Annotated in this window: 12 protein-coding genes; 8 read left to right on the forward strand and 4 right to left on the reverse strand. The window is 68.3% G+C overall.

Going from position 1 to position 14,667, the window contains the following annotated elements; translation table 11 throughout:
* Window positions 1-161: 161 nt before the first annotated feature.
* Window positions 162-2,963 (forward strand): YncE family protein, encoded by a 2,802-nt coding sequence (locus K8640_RS34080; RefSeq protein WP_223750891.1) that lies wholly within the window; start codon window positions 162-164, stop codon window positions 2,961-2,963.
* A 208-nt stretch (window positions 2,964-3,171) separates the two neighbouring features.
* The gene (locus K8640_RS34085) at window positions 3,172-4,737 is read left to right on the forward strand and encodes a putative metal-binding motif-containing protein (RefSeq protein ID WP_223750892.1); all 1,566 of its coding nucleotides are present in this window, start codon (window positions 3,172-3,174) and stop codon (window positions 4,735-4,737) included.
* Between the two features lie 37 nt (window positions 4,738-4,774).
* Here the strand turns inward: K8640_RS34085 and K8640_RS34090 are convergent, their stop codons facing one another.
* Window positions 4,775-5,233: an SMI1/KNR4 family protein gene (locus K8640_RS34090; RefSeq protein ID WP_223750893.1), complete on the reverse strand. Its 459-nt coding sequence runs from the start codon at window positions 5,231-5,233 to the stop codon at window positions 4,775-4,777.
* 817 nt (window positions 5,234-6,050) lie between these two features.
* Here K8640_RS34090 and K8640_RS34095 point away from each other — a divergent pair.
* On the forward strand, window positions 6,051-7,556 hold the full coding sequence (locus K8640_RS34095) for a putative metal-binding motif-containing protein (protein WP_223750894.1): 1,506 nt from the start codon (window positions 6,051-6,053) through the stop codon (window positions 7,554-7,556).
* 31 nt (window positions 7,557-7,587) lie between these two features.
* Here K8640_RS34095 and K8640_RS34100 read toward each other — a convergent pair whose 3' ends face one another.
* A complete protein-coding gene (locus tag K8640_RS34100) occupies window positions 7,588-8,379 on the reverse strand; it encodes an ABC transporter ATP-binding protein (RefSeq protein WP_141325976.1) in 792 nt (263 codons plus the stop codon).
* A 157-nt stretch (window positions 8,380-8,536) separates the two neighbouring features.
* On the opposite strand from K8640_RS34100, the gene K8640_RS34105 reads away from it, so the two are divergent.
* From K8640_RS34105 to K8640_RS34115, 3 genes are all read left to right on the forward strand, one after another.
* The gene (locus K8640_RS34105; protein ID WP_223750895.1) at window positions 8,537-9,304 is read left to right on the forward strand and encodes a polysaccharide lyase; all 768 of its coding nucleotides are present in this window, start codon (window positions 8,537-8,539) and stop codon (window positions 9,302-9,304) included.
* Window positions 9,305-9,440: 136 nt separating this feature from the next.
* On the forward strand, window positions 9,441-9,632 hold the full coding sequence (locus K8640_RS34110) for a hypothetical protein (RefSeq protein ID WP_223750896.1): 192 nt from the start codon (window positions 9,441-9,443) through the stop codon (window positions 9,630-9,632).
* Window positions 9,632-10,141, forward strand: coding sequence for a metal-dependent hydrolase (locus K8640_RS34115; RefSeq protein ID WP_223750897.1), 510 nt, complete (start codon window positions 9,632-9,634; stop codon window positions 10,139-10,141). The genes K8640_RS34110 and K8640_RS34115 overlap by 1 nt, the downstream gene beginning before the upstream one ends.
* A gap of 7 nt (window positions 10,142-10,148) precedes the next feature.
* On the opposite strand, the gene K8640_RS34120 is transcribed toward K8640_RS34115, so the two are convergent.
* A complete protein-coding gene (locus tag K8640_RS34120; protein ID WP_223750898.1) occupies window positions 10,149-10,736 on the reverse strand; it encodes a GAF domain-containing protein in 588 nt (195 codons plus the stop codon).
* Window positions 10,737-10,996: 260 nt separating this feature from the next.
* Between K8640_RS34120 and K8640_RS34125 the strand changes: the two genes are divergently transcribed.
* Together K8640_RS34125 and K8640_RS34130 are read left to right on the forward strand one after the other, a co-directional pair.
* A complete protein-coding gene (locus tag K8640_RS34125; RefSeq protein ID WP_141325980.1) occupies window positions 10,997-11,689 on the forward strand; it encodes a DUF2490 domain-containing protein in 693 nt (230 codons plus the stop codon).
* A gap of 158 nt (window positions 11,690-11,847) precedes the next feature.
* Window positions 11,848-14,028 carry a M4 family metallopeptidase gene (locus tag K8640_RS34130; RefSeq protein ID WP_223750899.1) on the forward strand — a complete coding sequence of 727 codons (2,181 nt, stop codon included), beginning with the start codon at window positions 11,848-11,850 and terminating at the stop codon, window positions 14,026-14,028.
* Between the two features lie 238 nt (window positions 14,029-14,266).
* Here K8640_RS34130 and K8640_RS34135 read toward each other — a convergent pair whose 3' ends face one another.
* Complete coding sequence (locus K8640_RS34135) at window positions 14,267-14,536, reverse strand: hypothetical protein (protein ID WP_223750900.1); 270 nt, start codon at window positions 14,534-14,536, stop codon at window positions 14,267-14,269.
* Window positions 14,537-14,667 lie beyond the last annotated feature (131 nt).

Below are 14,667 nucleotides of genomic sequence, written 5' to 3' on the forward strand. Positions count from 1 at the left end.
CCACGCTTTTCCACCCCGCTCACATTCCGTCAGCCCTTTTTCCGTCGGCGGAGGTCCCCGCCGCGTCGGGTCGGCGTGTGCGTGGGGCCCCGCGGTTCGCGGCGTGGGATGGGCTCTCGCCGTGGTCGTCCCCCTGTCATCCCCCGAGGTCTGGCATCCCCATGACTCCCACGAGACTCAGAGGCATCCAGAAGTCCTTGCTGGCGGCGGCGGCGCTGCTCGCCGTCATGTCGCCGGGCTTCACCCCCGCGCGGGCGGCGCCGCCGTCGTTCATCGCCTTCGAGAGTGGCCAGGTGCGCCCGCTGGCGTTGTCGCCGGACCGCACGCGGCTGTTCGCGGTGAACACGCCGGACAACAGCCTGTCCATCTTCACCGTGGGCGCCAATGGCCTGACGCTCCAGTCGCGCGTGCAGGTGGGCCTGGAGCCCATCGCCGTCGCCGCGCGCAATGACAATGAGGTCTGGGTGGTCAACCACCTGTCGGACAGCGTGAGCGTGGTGTCGCTCACGGGCACGCCGCGCGTGGTGCGCACGCTGCTGGTGGGGGACGAGCCGCGCGACATCGTCTTCGCGGGCACGGGGGGCCGGGCCTTCATCACCACGGCGCACCGCGGGCAGCACCGCACGCACGCGTCCATCGCGGCGGTGCCGGGCGCCGGAGACCCGAAGCTGACCACGCCGGGCGTGGGCCGCGCGGACGTCTGGGTGTTCGACCCGGCCAACCTGGGCACCTCGCTGGGCGGCACGCCCGTGCGCATCCTCAACTTCTTCGGTGACACCCCGCGCGCGCTGACGGTGAGCCCGGACAAGCAGACGGTGTACGCGGCCGTCTTCAAGTCGGGCAACCAGACGACGTCCATCCTGGAGGAGACCGTCTGTGAGGGCTTCAATCCCTACCTGCCCTGTCTGGTGAACGGCTCCATCTATCCGGGCGGCAGCCCCGGCCCCGCCACCAACCACGAGGGCATCCGCGCGCCCGAGGTGGCGCTCATCGTGAAGTACAACAACCAGGCCGGCAAGTGGCAGGACGAGCTGGGGCGCAACTGGAACAACGCGGTGCGCTTCCGGCTGCCGGACCAGGACGTCTTCGCGGTGGACGCGAACTCGCTGGGGCAGAAGGCGGCGTACTCGCAGGTGGGCACCACGCTGTTCAACATGGTGACCAACCCGGTGACGGGCACGGTGTACGTGTCCAACACGGAGGCCTTCAACCACGTGCGCTTCGAGGGCCCCGGCAACTACGGCGGCACCACGGTGCAGGGCCACCTGGCGGAGACGCGCATCACCGCCATCCTCGGCGGCAGCGTGCTGCCCCGGCACCTCAACAAACACCTGGACTACTCGAAGCTGGCCACGGACCCGGCCTTCGACCGGACGGCGAAGAACCACAGCCTGGCCACGCCGGTGGACATGGCGGTGAGCTCGGACGGGCGCACGCTGTACGTGGCCGCGTACAGCTCCAGCAAGGTGGGCGTGTTCGACACGCAGGCCCTGGAGGCGGACAGCTTCAACCCCCGGCTCAACAGCGCGGCCTACATCCCCGTCAGCGGCGGTGGCCCCAGCGGCCTCATCCTGGACGAGGCGCGCAATCGCCTCTACGTGCTGACCCGCTTCGACAACGCGGTGAAGGTCATCGACCTGGCCACGCGCGCGGAGCTGGGCAAGCAGGTGCTGCCCAACCCGGAGCCCGCCTCCGTGGTGCAGGGCCGCCCCATCCTCTACGACGCGGCGACGTTCTCCGCGAACGGCGAGGCCTCGTGCGCCAGCTGCCACATCTTCGGCGACATGGACGACCTGGCGTGGGATTTGGGCAACCCGGATGACGACGTGACGCAGAACCCGATTCCAGGGCGCCTGTTGGGCGCGGCGGAGCTGCTCAAGCCGCACATCAACGGCTCGGGCAACGTGGAGGACTTCCACCCGATGAAGGGTCCCATGACGACGCAGACGTTGCGCGGCATGGTGGTGTCGGGCCCGATGCACTGGCGCGGTGACCGCTCCACGGGCTTCTTCGGCACGTCGGGCACGGACCCCAATCTGTCGTTCATGAACTTCATCGTCGCGTTCGAGGGGCTCCTGGGCCGCTCCACCGCGCCCACGCAGGCGGAGATGCAACGCTTCACCGACTTCCAGCTGCAGGTGCAGCTGCCGCCCAACCCGGTGCGCAACCTGGACAACTCGCTCACCGCGGCGCAGCAGCGGGGGCTGGACTTCTACGCGGGCTCACGCCGCTCGGATGGCCTCCCGTTCGGAGAGGGGCTGGGCTTCACGTGTGAGGGGTGTCACCGGCTGAGCCCGGCGCAGGGCTTCTACGGCACGGATGGCATGGCGAGCTTCGAGAACATCCCGCAGATCGTGAAGATTCCGCACCTGCGCAACATGTATCAGAAGGTCGGCATGTTCGGTAACCCGACGACGCCCTTCTTCCTGGCGCCGGACAGCGGCTGGCAGGGGGACCAGGTGCGTGGGTTTGGCTTCGTGCACGACGGCGCGGTGGACACCATGGCGCGCTTCCTGTCGGCCATCGTGTTCATCCCGAGCATCGGCGTGGGCTTCCCGCTGAACAACCCGGACGCCACGCGGCGGGACGTGGAGCAGCTGTTGCTCGCGTTCGACACGGACCTGGCGCCCATCGTCGGGCAGCAGGTGACCTTGACGAGCACCAACGCCTCGGCGGTGGGGCCGCGCATCGACCTGCTGTTGCAGCGCGCGCGCACGCCGTTCGCCTCGAAGATTCTGGGGACGGGCGTGACGGAGTGCGACCTCGTCGCGAAGGTGGCGTTGGGCGGGCGGGTGAAGGGCTTCCTCTTCAGTCCGTCGGGCAACGGCTTCATCCCGGATGACGGCACCACGGCGAGCGTGTCCGACGCGGCGCTGCGCAACTACGCGAAGACGGCGGGCCAGGAGGTCACCTACACCTGCGTGCCGCCGGGCTCGGGTCCGCGCATCGGCCTCAATCGCTGAGGAGTCAACACTTCGGACGCCCGCGAGAGCCCCGTGCCCTCGCGGGCGTTCGCGTTTGTATCAGCCGGAGTTCATGTCTGCAGTCGGGGTGCACGGTGTTTCCGTGACAGTGGTTGGATTGTCGTGGCGTTGCATTCCGAGAATGCAATGTTTCGCGAGACTCGGGTTGTCGTGGCTTTCGAGGTGGGTCGCGTGCAACCTGGGTCACATGCAAGCCAAGTGTATTCAGGTGGGGATGGGGTTGTTGCTGATGTGTGTGATGACGGCCTGTGGTTCGTCTGGGGACAAGGGTGGGCCGGGGCCGGTGGTGGACGACGACGCGGGTGTCTCCGAGGGGCCGGATGCGGGAAGGCCCGATGCGGGGGCGCCGGACTCGGGCACGCCGGACGCGGGACCGGTGGACGCGGGCGCGGATGGGGGCGTGGTGGAGGCGGGGCCGCCGTGTGAGAAGACGCACGGGGTCTGCGCGGGGGCGAAGCGCGCGAAGGTGGATGGTGTGTATGAGTCGGTGTGCACGGCGCTCTCCTATGGCGAGGACTACGAGGGCACGGAGACGCGGTGTGATGGGTTGGACAATGACTGTGATGGGGTGACGGACCCGTCGAGCACGTCTCGGGTGGCGGCGCTGAGCGGCTCTGTGCACGGTGGGCTGGTGTCGAGCCTCCGGACGGAGACGGGGGTGTGGGTGGCGGTGCTGGATTCGGCGAGCGAGGCGCGCATCCTGCGATTGGATTCGAACCTGGTGCTCCAGGGGAGCTCGGGGGTGCCGTATCCGTGGACGCGCACGGGTGGGGCGGCGGGGATGCCGCGCAGCGCGAGGCTGGTGCGTACGGAGGAGGGGCCCGCGCTGTACTACGCGACGACGGACGGGGTTTCACCGCCGCTGCGGGCGTTGCTGGTTCCGCTGGATGGGGAGGGTGCGCCGAGGACGGACGATGGGGGCGCGCTGGTGGAGTACCCGGTGTTGGACCGGGAGTTCGACAGCTCGGAGTCGTTCGTGGCGGCGTCGCCGACGGGGGAGCGGGTGGTGGTGTTGTGGCGAGCCGGTTCGGAGCAGGCGCCGCCGCTGCAGGTGATGGGGAAGGTGACGGATGCGCGGGGGCAGGTGCTGGTGGCGCCGAAGGTGCTGTTCGAGAGCACGTCGGGAGGGACGCCGTATCCGGCGAGTGTGCTGTGGCTGCGCAATGGGGAGGTATTGGTGGCGATGGGGGAGTCGCAGTCGGGGGTGACGCAGGAGGTGGTGAGGGTGCGCCGGCTCGATGAGGCGTTGGAGCAGGTGGGGGAGGAGCGGGTGTTCACGGCCTCCGAGTCACCGATGCCGTTGTTGGTGGACCGGGGCGAGGCGGCGGGAGAGCCGCTGGTGTCGCCGGTGTTGGTGATGCGGGCGCGGGAGGCGCCGGACTTCCGTGCCCGGATTCAGGTGACGAGCAGCCTGTTCGAGGGCGGGATGCCCGCGACGTGGACGGAGGAGCCCGAGGGGTTCGTGCCGTGGTACGGCGCGCACGGTGGTGACGGAGTGGTTCAGCTGTCCTGGTTGTCGAAGGTGTATGACCAGGGCGAGGGCGGCGCGTCGAGATTCTGGGGTCGGTTGTGGGCGCAGGAGCCGGGAGTGGCGGCGGTGGAGCGGACGCCGGCGCTGGAGCCGATGCGGCTGACGGCGGAGGCGCAGTGGGTGTTGATGGAGAAGGTGGCGCCCCGGCGCATGGCGGCGATGTACATGGTGTCCACGGACGAGGGGCTGTTCCTGGACGCGGTTCGCTACTGCACGCAGTGAAGTCGTGAGACGCGGGCCCGTCCTGTCCTGACGGGCCCTACTCGTTGAGCCAGTAGATGCGGTCTCCTCCCGTGAGTGCGCGTTCCAGGAACTCACGGAACGAGGAGGCAATGCGCCGACAGCGCTGTGGATAGCCCTCGTGCCAGCCATCCAGGAGCGGATAGGGCGACGGAGCGGAAGCGACGTCCACGAGGGCGTAGTCGCCATCTTGGACATCGACGAGTGTCCACCAGTCGGGAGGGCCGGCCGACTCCTCGTCCCTTCCGCGAATCGCGATGCGTGCACGGCGGATTTCCGCAAGGGACAGGATGCTGTAGCGCGCCTCGGGCAAGGGCTCGAAGAGCTCGGCGCCATTGCTGTGCAGATAGAAGGCGCGCAGCTCGTCGTCGAGCTTCCATCCGACGCGTGCTTCGAAGTCGGCAATCGCCGCGCGGGTGGCTGGTGGGTGTGGGTGATGGGCTCGAGAGATTTCGGCGAGGAGTTCATCCAGCGTCATCGTCAGTCCACGTAGGGTTTCTCGGGGCCGATGGAGAGCCACCGCGGGTCTCAGGAGTAGCAGGCAGGGTACGCGTCATTGAGGAGTTTGTGCACGTCCTCCGGAACAGGCAGGACGTTGGACCTCGCGACGGGAGCGCCCCCATGCAGCAGGTCGTGGATGTGGTGGCCCGGCCAGTTCCTTCCGCCTGACTGAGGCCATGCCCCGAACTCCTCCGCCCAACCGCGCCGGAACGTCCTGCGCGCATTGTCCCAGAACCTGCGCAGCTCCTCCGCGCTGCTCACTTCGGGATAGCTGCAGCAACAGTGCTTCACGGCGTAGCGAGTGCCTGCCTTGGCGGGAAGACCGAGGAGGCGACCCGTCCAGTCTCCTTTGATGTCGGCAAGCCAGATGCAACCCAACAGCGCATGCCCCTCCCTGGCGCAGCGGCTTTCGCACTGAGCCATGTACGTGGCGTTGCATTGCCACGGGCCGTAGTAGATGACCGTCTGTACCATTCCCCCTTCCGGGGAGGGAACGGACGGGCCCACCCATTTCGCGGTGGCTGGGCCACTACCGACGCCGCCCACGGTGGCGGAGCCGCAAGCCGTCCCGAGCAGCAGGGCGAGGATTCCTGCCGCATTCATGGGGGCGTCATGTGCATTCATGGCACACCGAGATAGCGCCAGGCTGCTGGCGGTACAAGTCGATGGAACTCGACCCGTCTGGTTGCGATTCCTCCATGCGTGTGGGCTGGGCTGTACGGGTGCTTTGCAGAGGGCGTCGTGCCGCAACGATGATTGGCTTGTTCACACGATGCCGTGCGAGGCTTCGGTGAATGAATGCACGGCTCTGGTGGTCTGGCGTGGTCCTGTCGTGTCTGGCGATGGCGGGGTGCGAATCTTCGGGTGGGAAGGGGGACGCGGGCACGGTGGTGGAGGACAGCGGTGGCACGCGTGGCGACGGAGGTTCGGGAGACGCCGGGCCCGGTGATGCAGGCACGGACCCGCTGGCCTGCGAGAAGCAACACGGTGTCTGCGCGGGAGCCAGGCGCGCGCTGGTGGATGGGGCGTATGAGCCGGAGTGCACGGCGCTCTCCTATGGCGCGGACTACGAGAGCTCGGAGACGCGGTGTGATGGGTTGGACAATGACTGTGATGGGGTGACGGACCCGCCGAAGGAGTCACGCGTCACGGCCCTTCGTGGAGGGTACGAGAGAGGGAAGATCTCCAGCCTCCGGACGGAGGCGGGGGTGTTGGTGCCGGTATTCGATGGGGCTGAAGAGGCGCGCGTCCTCCGGCTGGACGACGACCTGGAGGTCCAGGAGACGTCGAGCGTGCCGATGGCCTGGGTGCGCACGGGGACGGCTCGACAGTACGTGCGCTCCTCGAAGCTGGTGCGGACCTCGGAAGGGCCCGCGCTGTACTACTCCACCGAGAACTTCCTGGTGCCCCCGCTCAATGCCTACCTCGTCCCGCTCGAGGCGAATGGGGCACCCAAGCGAGGGCCGGACGGTGAGGTGCTGGAGTATCGGCTGCTCGACCGGCCCACGGATGACGGGCCCACGGTGGTGGCCGCGTCGACCGAGCATGACCGATTGGTGGTGCTCTGGACGACGGGAGGGCCCCTGACTCCTCCCATCCAGGTGATGGGCACCATGGTGGATTCGAAGGGGCAGGTGCTCGTGGCGCCCAAGGCACTCTTCGAGAGCCCGTCCGGATGGACGCCCGCTCCGGCGAGTGCGCTGTGGTTGCGCAATGGTGAGCTCCTCGTGGCGCTGACGGAGGAGTCGGGGTCGGGTCAGGGCACCGTCCGGGTACGCCGACTCGACGCGGCGCTGGAGCAGGTGGGCGAGGAGAGATCCTTCACGACGTCGGAGCAGCCAGTCCCGCAGTTGGTCGACCTGGGTGAGTTGGCGGGGGCTCCGCTCGCCTCGCCGGTGTTGGTGTGGCGCAGCCGTGAGGCGCCGGAGTCCCTCCGCTGGATTCGCGTGGCGGGCCACCTGTTCGAGGGCGGCCAGCCGGTGACCTGGCTGAAGGACACCCCCGGCTATATTCCCTGGTTCGGAGCCTTCGTCGACGACGGTGTGCTGCGGCTGTCCTGGCTGTCGAGATTCTTTGAGCCGGGGGAGAACAACACGCCGCTCTATTGGGGGCGGCTGTGGACGCAAGACCCGGGCGACGCACCGGTGGAGCGGACACCAGGATTGGCGCTGATGCCCCTGAATGAGCACGCGATGTGGGTGCTGATGGAGAAGGTGGCACCCCGTCGCATGGCGACGATGTACACGGCGACCACGGACGACGGGCAGTTCCTGGACGCGGTCCGCTACTGCACGCCGTGAGAGCTCGGGCCCGTCCTGTCCTGACGGGGCCCTACGTCGTCCGCCCCCGCTGTGCGCGTCGCCGCAGGTAGTTCTTGAGGAATGCCTGCACCGCGGGGTGCTGGGACTCACGGAAGGAGTCCGGCGGCCCGTGCTCGACAATTCTCCCCTCGTGCATCAGCGCCAGGTGGTCCGCCATGCCGAACGCCGACGCCACGTCCGGCGTAATCACCAATGACGTGGCGCCCAGCTGCTGCTTGCCCGTGAAGATGATCTCATTCACCGACGCCGTCGTGAGCGGGTCCAGACCGGCGGTGGGGTCGTCGTAGAGCAGGATCTTCGGCTGCAGGATGGCCGCGCGCGCGAAGCCCACGCGCTTCTGCATGCCGCCCGACAGCTCCCCCGGGAACCGCGTGGTGGCATGCGACAGCCCCACCATCGCCAACGTCTTGTCCACCGTCTGCCGGATCTCCTCCTCCGACATCTTCGTGCGCTCCCGCAACGGGAACGCCACGTTGTCGTAGACGTTCAGCGAGTCGAACAGGGCATTCGCCTGGAAGAGGACCCCCTGCTGGCGACGCATCTGGTTCAGCGTCGCCTCGTCCATCTTCGCGACCTCGTCCCCGTACACCTTCACGAAGCCCCGGTCCGGCTTCATCAGCCCCATGATGTGCTTCATCAGCACCGACTTGCCGGAGCCCGACACCCCCATCAGCACGCACGTCGTGCCCTCGGGCACCTCCAGGTTCACGCCCCTCAGCGCGGCGTTGTCCCCGAAGGTCTTGTGCAGGTCCTTCACCTCGATGACCAGCTTCGCCGACGCCTGTCCGCCCGAGTCACTCATCGCACCCCACCTTAGTGCCCCACCGCCCCTCCGTCCCCCGGAACCACCCTTCGCTCGATAGTCGACGCCTCGGACAGTCAAGTCTGTTTATTCAGTTTATTCTGGATATGAGGTCGGGGAGGCCGCACAGGCCCAACCCCTCACCCTTCCGAGAGCCATGAAGACGAGAACGCTGGGAGTCATCGCAGGAGCCTCGCTGGTGTCGTTCGCGCTGGTCGCCCACGCCGCGCCGCTGTTCCGCAACACGGGGACGCTGGCCGGGTGGAGCTCGGTGAACCGGGAGCACCAGGGCTCGGTGAACGAGGTGACGAACGTCACCTACGAAGGAGGCACGGCGCTCAAGATGACGCAGATTCACGACGCGTCGTACGGCGGGCGCTACCACTCGGAGGTGATGCGCACCAACGTGTACCGCCGCGGCGACACCGGCTTCTACGGCTTCGCCTTCCGGCTGCAGCAGGACTGGCAGTTCCAGCCGCAGTCCTACAACATCGCGCAGTTCATCGCGGACTTCTCCGACACCGGCTGCGACGACTACATGCCGTCCAGCATGGTGTGGATTTCCGGCAACCAGCTCTTCACGCGGGTGAAGCAGGGCACCATCTGCAACCAGAAGACGGTGACCTTCGGCAACCTGGCCACGGTGTCGGCCGGGGTGTGGCACAAGATTGTCATCCAGGCGAAGTGGGCGAGCGACGGGACGGGCTTCTACAAGCTGTGGTTCGACGGCGTGAAGGTGCTCGAGCAGTACAACCTCAACACCACCATCGCCGACGACCGCTACTTCCAGTTCCGCGTCGGCCTGTATGCCAATGGCTGGTACGACGACGGCTACATGCAGGGCAGCCAGCCCAACCGCAGCATCTGGTTCGACGAGATTGGCGTCGGCACCACCTTCGCCGACGCCGACCCCGCCCAGTGGTAGTCCGTGACGAGGACCCGGCGGCGAACAGCCCCGCCGGGCCCGTCACCTGACGCCAAGGCCGCGCGCTCGAGGGAAGCTCGACCGTGTACGTCTCCACGTCCGTGCGCTGCCCCAGTGGGAGTTCCAGACCCCGCGCGTGAAGTCACTGGCGAGCGGCTCCGTCCCGTCGCCGTTGGACGTGGTGCGGTGGCGCGCCAGCGTGGAGCTGTTCGGGTTCGCCTGGCGCGGTAGGCTTCTGGCCATGGCCTCGTGGCTCCTGCTGGTCGGCTTCGGCGTCCCCATCGGCGTGGTGGTGCTGCTCGACTTCCTCGCGCGGCGAGGACGCTGATGTACCTGGGCCACGTGGGGCTCGCGCTCGCCGCGCGTCGCGTCCCCTCGGGGGCTCCGCTCGCCGCGTTATGCGGGGCCGCCGTGTTCCTCGATGTCGTGGATGTGCTCGTCGACGTCGCTGGCCTCGACAACACCCACACCGCCTGGAGTCACACGCTCCTGTCGGCGAGCGGGTGGTCCGTGCTCGTGGGCCTGCTGGGGTGGCGCTGGCGAGGTGTCACCGCGGGCCTCGTCCTGGCCTCGCTGGTGCTCTCCCATCTGCTCACGGACTGGCTCACCAGCCACCTGTGGCTGTGGCCCGGAGGCCCTCGCGTGGGCCTGCGTCTCTATGACGACCGCGTGTTGGACTTCACCGTCGAGGCCGCCGTCATCCTCGCGGGCATCTGGCTGTACCGGGGCTCACTGCCGGACGGGGCCCGGAGGGGCCCCTATCCGTGGCTCATCGCCGGGGTGCTGCTCGTGCTGCAGGCGGTCTTCGACGGGCTCGGCCTCGCCCGGACGGACTGACGGCGTCTCAGGACGCGGTGGAGGCGCAGCGCTCGATGATGGAGCGCAACTGCGTCTGCACGCTGTGGAGCGTGTTGCGCAGGCGCGCGTGGCGCAGCGAGCCCGCCAGCGCGTTGGACAGGGCCTGGAGCACGTGGCTCTCCTCGCCCGGCCAGGTGCGCTCGGTGCGACAGTCATCGAAGCCCACGAAGCCCCACCACTCGCCGCCCAGCACGATGGGACAGACGAGCAGCGAGCGGATGTCCTGGCTCTCCAACAGCTCCCTCGCGGGCGAGGGGAAGTCGCGCGGCGCGCCCTTGAGCACCCGCCCCGAGGACAGGGGCTCCACCCACGACGGCATCACCGCGTCATAGGGCACGTTCTGCAGCTCGGGGTTGTCCTGCTGCGCGGAGGCGCTCGCCGCGGTCCACTCGTAGCGCTGGCTGCACAACAGCTTCCCGTCGGGCGCGGTGCTGTTCTCGAAGATGTAGACCCGGTCCACATCCAACGCCGCGCCCACCTGGCCGAGCGCGGACGTGACGTTGCCGGGCTCGAAGCCCTTCTCCAACAGCAGCTGCGAGACATTCATGAGGGCTGAGAAAGCACTCGTGGCCATGAGGGGGACTCCAGGAGGGGGACGGGCCAGACGCGCGTGGGGGGACGACGCGAGCAACCCGAAGCGTCGCACGCCTCCGCGCCCTCGGGTCAAGCCATGCGCCCCGCGCGTCCGCCCCTCACACGCACGGAGTTGCTTTCGCCCGGGCCCGGGCCTCTTTGAGAGGCCTGACACCCCCCGCGTCCGCCCTTCGTTGTCCGGGCCACGTTCGCTGGCACGGACGGATTGAGCGGGTGCTGTTCATGCTCTAGGCACACACCATGCGTTCGCACCTCCCCCGCCTCCTCGTCCTCCTGCTCTGCGTCGTCGCTTCCCCGGCCGCCCTCGCCCGACCCATCAGCTCCGAGGCGCAGTTCTGGTACACCGTCAGCGCGCAGGGCCCCATCGCCGAGCCGTTCCTCTATTACCTGGAGGCCCAGCCCCGCTTCGGCGAGGACGACGCCCGCGCCATCCTCCGCGCCGCCGGCGGCACCCGTGTCACCCAGGACCTCTCCCTGTGGCTGGGCTACGGCTGGATTCCCGTCTGGGTCTGGGATGGAGACCCCGCCCTCCGCCAGAACGAGAGCCGCCTGTACCAGCAACTCCTGTTCACTCCGAGGCTGGGCGAGGTGCGGACGGTGGTGCGGGCGCGCCTGGAGCAGCGGTTCCTGCCGGGCACCACGGAGGTGTCCCATCGCGCCCGCGTGATGCTGCGCGGCGCGCTGCCCGTGGCCGCCGAGGGGCGGCTGTCGCTCATCGTCTGGGACGAGGCCTTCGTCCACCTCAACTCCGTGGACAGCGGCCCCCGCCGGGGCTTCGACATGAACCGCGCCTTCGTGGGCGTCGGCTGGAAGCTGGGCGACCACTCCGCCGTGGAGGTCGGCTACCTCAACGTCTTCACCCGCCGCCCCACCGCCGAGACGGACCAGCTCATCCACACACTCTCCGTCTCCACGCCCTTCAACTTCATGTGAGCTGAAGCGCGCCCGAGGCGGCTTCTCGAAAAGCAAGAAGGCTCGTGCGCACCGGCGGCTCCCGGTGCGTGCGGGCCTTCGTTTCGCGATGAGCGCAACTTCTTGATACATTCTCGCGATAACTCTTCAGCCACCTCGTATGGAGTCCTGAGACCCCCATGAGCATTCGCCGCACTGAAGGTTCGAAGCCGACGGTCCTCCCCACCATCTCCTCCGAGGCTCGGCCCAAGAGCGCCGCGAAGACCCCGACGGCCGCGAACGTCATCAAGGACGGGTTCGGCCCGGCCGCGAAGACGTCCGACCTGGCCCGCGCGGAGAGCACGCTCAAGCCGCTGCCGCCCCCCGTCGGCCGCCTGGCGCTGGACAGCAAGGAGGCGCAGAGCGCCATCCAGACCGCGCTGCAGCACCTGGACGTGGGCACCAAGCTCCCCTCGCAGGGCCTGCGCGGCGGCATCCAGTACCCCTCCTTCGTCCCCAAGAACGTGGAGCGGGACGAGCTGGGCATGACGCACGTGCGCCTGGACCGGCAGCACGAGGGCGTGAAGGTCTACGGCGAGCAGGTCGTCGCGCACCTGGCCAAGGACGGCAAGGTCGACAGCGTCACGGGTGACCAGACCAAGATTCCCTCGGGCCTGGGCACGCAGAAGCCCGCGCTGTCCAACGCGCAGGTGCTGGACATCGCGCTCAAGGAGTTCAACGGCACGCCGGACCGCCAGCCGCACTCCGAGCGCATCATCTACAAGGACCCGTCGGGCGAGTACCGCTCCGCGTACCGCGTGGAGGTCGCCGACACCACGGCCACCGAGAACCCGCGCAAGATGAACTACTTCATCGACGCGAACAGCGGGAAGGTCTACGAGAAGTTCAACACCATCGACGGCTTCAAGAACTGCCCCTGCGCCACGCACGGCACGGGTGACGCGGCCGCCACCAAGGGCGCCGCCGGGACGAAGGGCGCTGCCGCGGCCCCCGCGGACGTGAAGGTCTCCACGACGCCCAACGCGCAGATCAAGGACAAGGGCTCGGTCACCTCCAAGGTGACGGTCGCCGACGACGTCACGGTGGACAAGCTCAAGCTGTCCCTGGACATCACCCACTCGTACAAGGGGGACCTGAAGGTCACGCTGACCAGCCCCTCGGGCAAGACGTTCGACGTGCACAACCGCACGGGCGGCAGCGCGGACAACATCAAGCAGGACTTCGACCTGAGCGCCTTCGCGGGCGAGTCCGCCAAGGGTGAGTGGACGCTGAAGGTCAGCGACCACGCCGCGGGAGACAAGGGCAAGCTGGTCAAGTGGGGCCTGTCCATCACCCCCAAGGCGACGCAGCAGCCGCCCACGGACCCGACCACCCCCACGACCCCTGGCGCCGCGGACGACACGTCCATCTACAGCGGCAAGGTGGCCCTGGAGACGAAGAAGCAGGCGGACGGCACGTACACGCTCGAGGACGGCACGCGCGGCAAGGGCGTGGCCACGTACGACGCGCGCAACCAGGAAGAGGCCAGCGGCCAGACGCAGATCAAGGACGACAACAACGTCTGGGGCGAGGCCACGGACCCGGAGCGCAACCGCGCCGCCGTCGACGCGCACTACGGCGCGGCGATGACGTACGACTTCCTGAAGAACATCCTCGGCCGCGACTCCATCGACGGCAAGGGTGAGAAGCTCGTCTCCTACGTCCACGTCAGCGAGAACTTCGTCAACGCGTACTGGGACGGCGAGAAGATGAGCTACGGCGACGGCGACGGCGTGGACTCCGGTCCGCTCACCGCGCTGGACATCGCGGGCCACGAAATCGCCCACGGCCTGACGGAGCGCACCGCCGGCCTCATCTACCGCGGCGAGTCGGGCGGCCTGAACGAGGCCTTCAGCGACATCATGGGCGCGGGCGTGGAGTGGTACGCGTCCACGCAGAACCCGGCCGTGAAGTTCAACTGGACCATCGGCGAGACGGCGTGGACGCCGACCAACGGCGATGACACGGACGGCCTGCGGTACATGGACGACCCGAAGAAGGACAACTACTCCATCGACAACTACAAGGACTACCCGAAGCAGACGGAGGTCCACGGCTCCAGCGGCATCGCGAACAACGCGTTCTACCTGCTGGCCAACGGTGGCACCAACCGCACGTCCAAGATCGAGGTGAAGGACGGCATCGGGATGGAGAAGGGCCTGAAGATCTACTACCGCGCCCTGGCCCACTACATGACGCCCAGCACCACGTTCGCCCAGGCGCGCACGGCCACCATCAAGGCGGCCACGGACCTGTACGGCGCGGACTCGGCCGAGGTGGCGAAGGTGAAGGAGAGCTGGACCGCCGTCGGCGTGAACTAGCTCGCGACTGTCGTTGCAGGACCCGGGCACGCTGGAAGGTGCCCGGGGCTCGACGTGACGGGGTGGCCTTCGCCCGTCGGGCCCTGTGATTCGGGACGCTCCGGGAGCCTCAGCGGGTTCCTGAGCGGGAAGGGGGGGCGTTCCGAGTCCTTCACCGCGCGGTGGCTGTCACTCCCGGGAGTCCTCCCGAGGTGACGGCTGACCGCGCGGTTGTTTTTTGGGGCGGTGCGCGCGTCGCTCAGGACTCGGGCGGCGGGCAGGTGATGGGGCAGGTCTGGCTGGTGGGCAGGCACAGGCCGCCGCAGCAGCCGGCGTTCCACGAGCACCCGGCCTCCATCCGGCACGCCGTCTGGGTGGTGCTGGTGCAGGAGGCCAGGGCGGACTCGGACGACGTCGCCTCGGAGACGGGGTCAGCGCCGACGGAGGCCTCGTCGGGCCCGGAACAGCCCGTGAGCAGCGAGGCGATGGCGGCACATGCGAGGAACAGCGCTCGACCGGGGAGAGTCATTGCAGGCTCCGATGGGACGGCGAGGTGTGCCCGCAATCATGTCATCGACAGACGGCGCCCGGAATCTGGATTGTCTTCCAGGCCCATATGTCAGGCTTTGTTCCAGCGCCACGGCAGGAGTGTGTTGGCGC

This window comes from Myxococcus sp. XM-1-1-1, from assembly GCF_020037095.1.
Lineage (GTDB): Bacteria > Myxococcota > Myxococcia > Myxococcales > Myxococcaceae > Myxococcus > Myxococcus fulvus.

Excerpts from the sequence above, each read along its gene's own strand:
- K8640_RS34100 (WP_141325976.1), bottom strand. The coding sequence starts at position 8,379 with ATGAGTGACTCGGGCGGACAGGCGTCGGCGAAGCTGGTCATCGAGGTG.
- K8640_RS34125 (WP_141325980.1), top strand. The coding sequence starts at position 10,997 with ATGCGTTCGCACCTCCCCCGCCTCCTCGTCCTCCTGCTCTGCGTCGTC.
- K8640_RS34135 (WP_223750900.1), bottom strand. The coding sequence starts at position 14,536 with ATGACTCTCCCCGGTCGAGCGCTGTTCCTCGCATGTGCCGCCATCGCC.
- K8640_RS34080 (WP_223750891.1), top strand. The coding sequence starts at position 162 with ATGACTCCCACGAGACTCAGAGGCATCCAGAAGTCCTTGCTGGCGGCG.
- K8640_RS34105 (WP_223750895.1), top strand. The coding sequence starts at position 8,537 with ATGAAGACGAGAACGCTGGGAGTCATCGCAGGAGCCTCGCTGGTGTCG.
- K8640_RS34090 (WP_223750893.1), bottom strand. The coding sequence starts at position 5,233 with ATGACGCTGGATGAACTCCTCGCCGAAATCTCTCGAGCCCATCACCCA.
- K8640_RS34095 (WP_223750894.1), top strand. The coding sequence starts at position 6,051 with ATGAATGCACGGCTCTGGTGGTCTGGCGTGGTCCTGTCGTGTCTGGCG.
- K8640_RS34120 (WP_223750898.1), bottom strand. The coding sequence starts at position 10,736 with ATGGCCACGAGTGCTTTCTCAGCCCTCATGAATGTCTCGCAGCTGCTG.
- K8640_RS34130 (WP_223750899.1), top strand. The coding sequence starts at position 11,848 with ATGAGCATTCGCCGCACTGAAGGTTCGAAGCCGACGGTCCTCCCCACC.
- K8640_RS34085 (WP_223750892.1), top strand. The coding sequence starts at position 3,172 with ATGCAAGCCAAGTGTATTCAGGTGGGGATGGGGTTGTTGCTGATGTGT.
- K8640_RS34115 (WP_223750897.1), top strand. The coding sequence starts at position 9,632 with ATGTACCTGGGCCACGTGGGGCTCGCGCTCGCCGCGCGTCGCGTCCCC.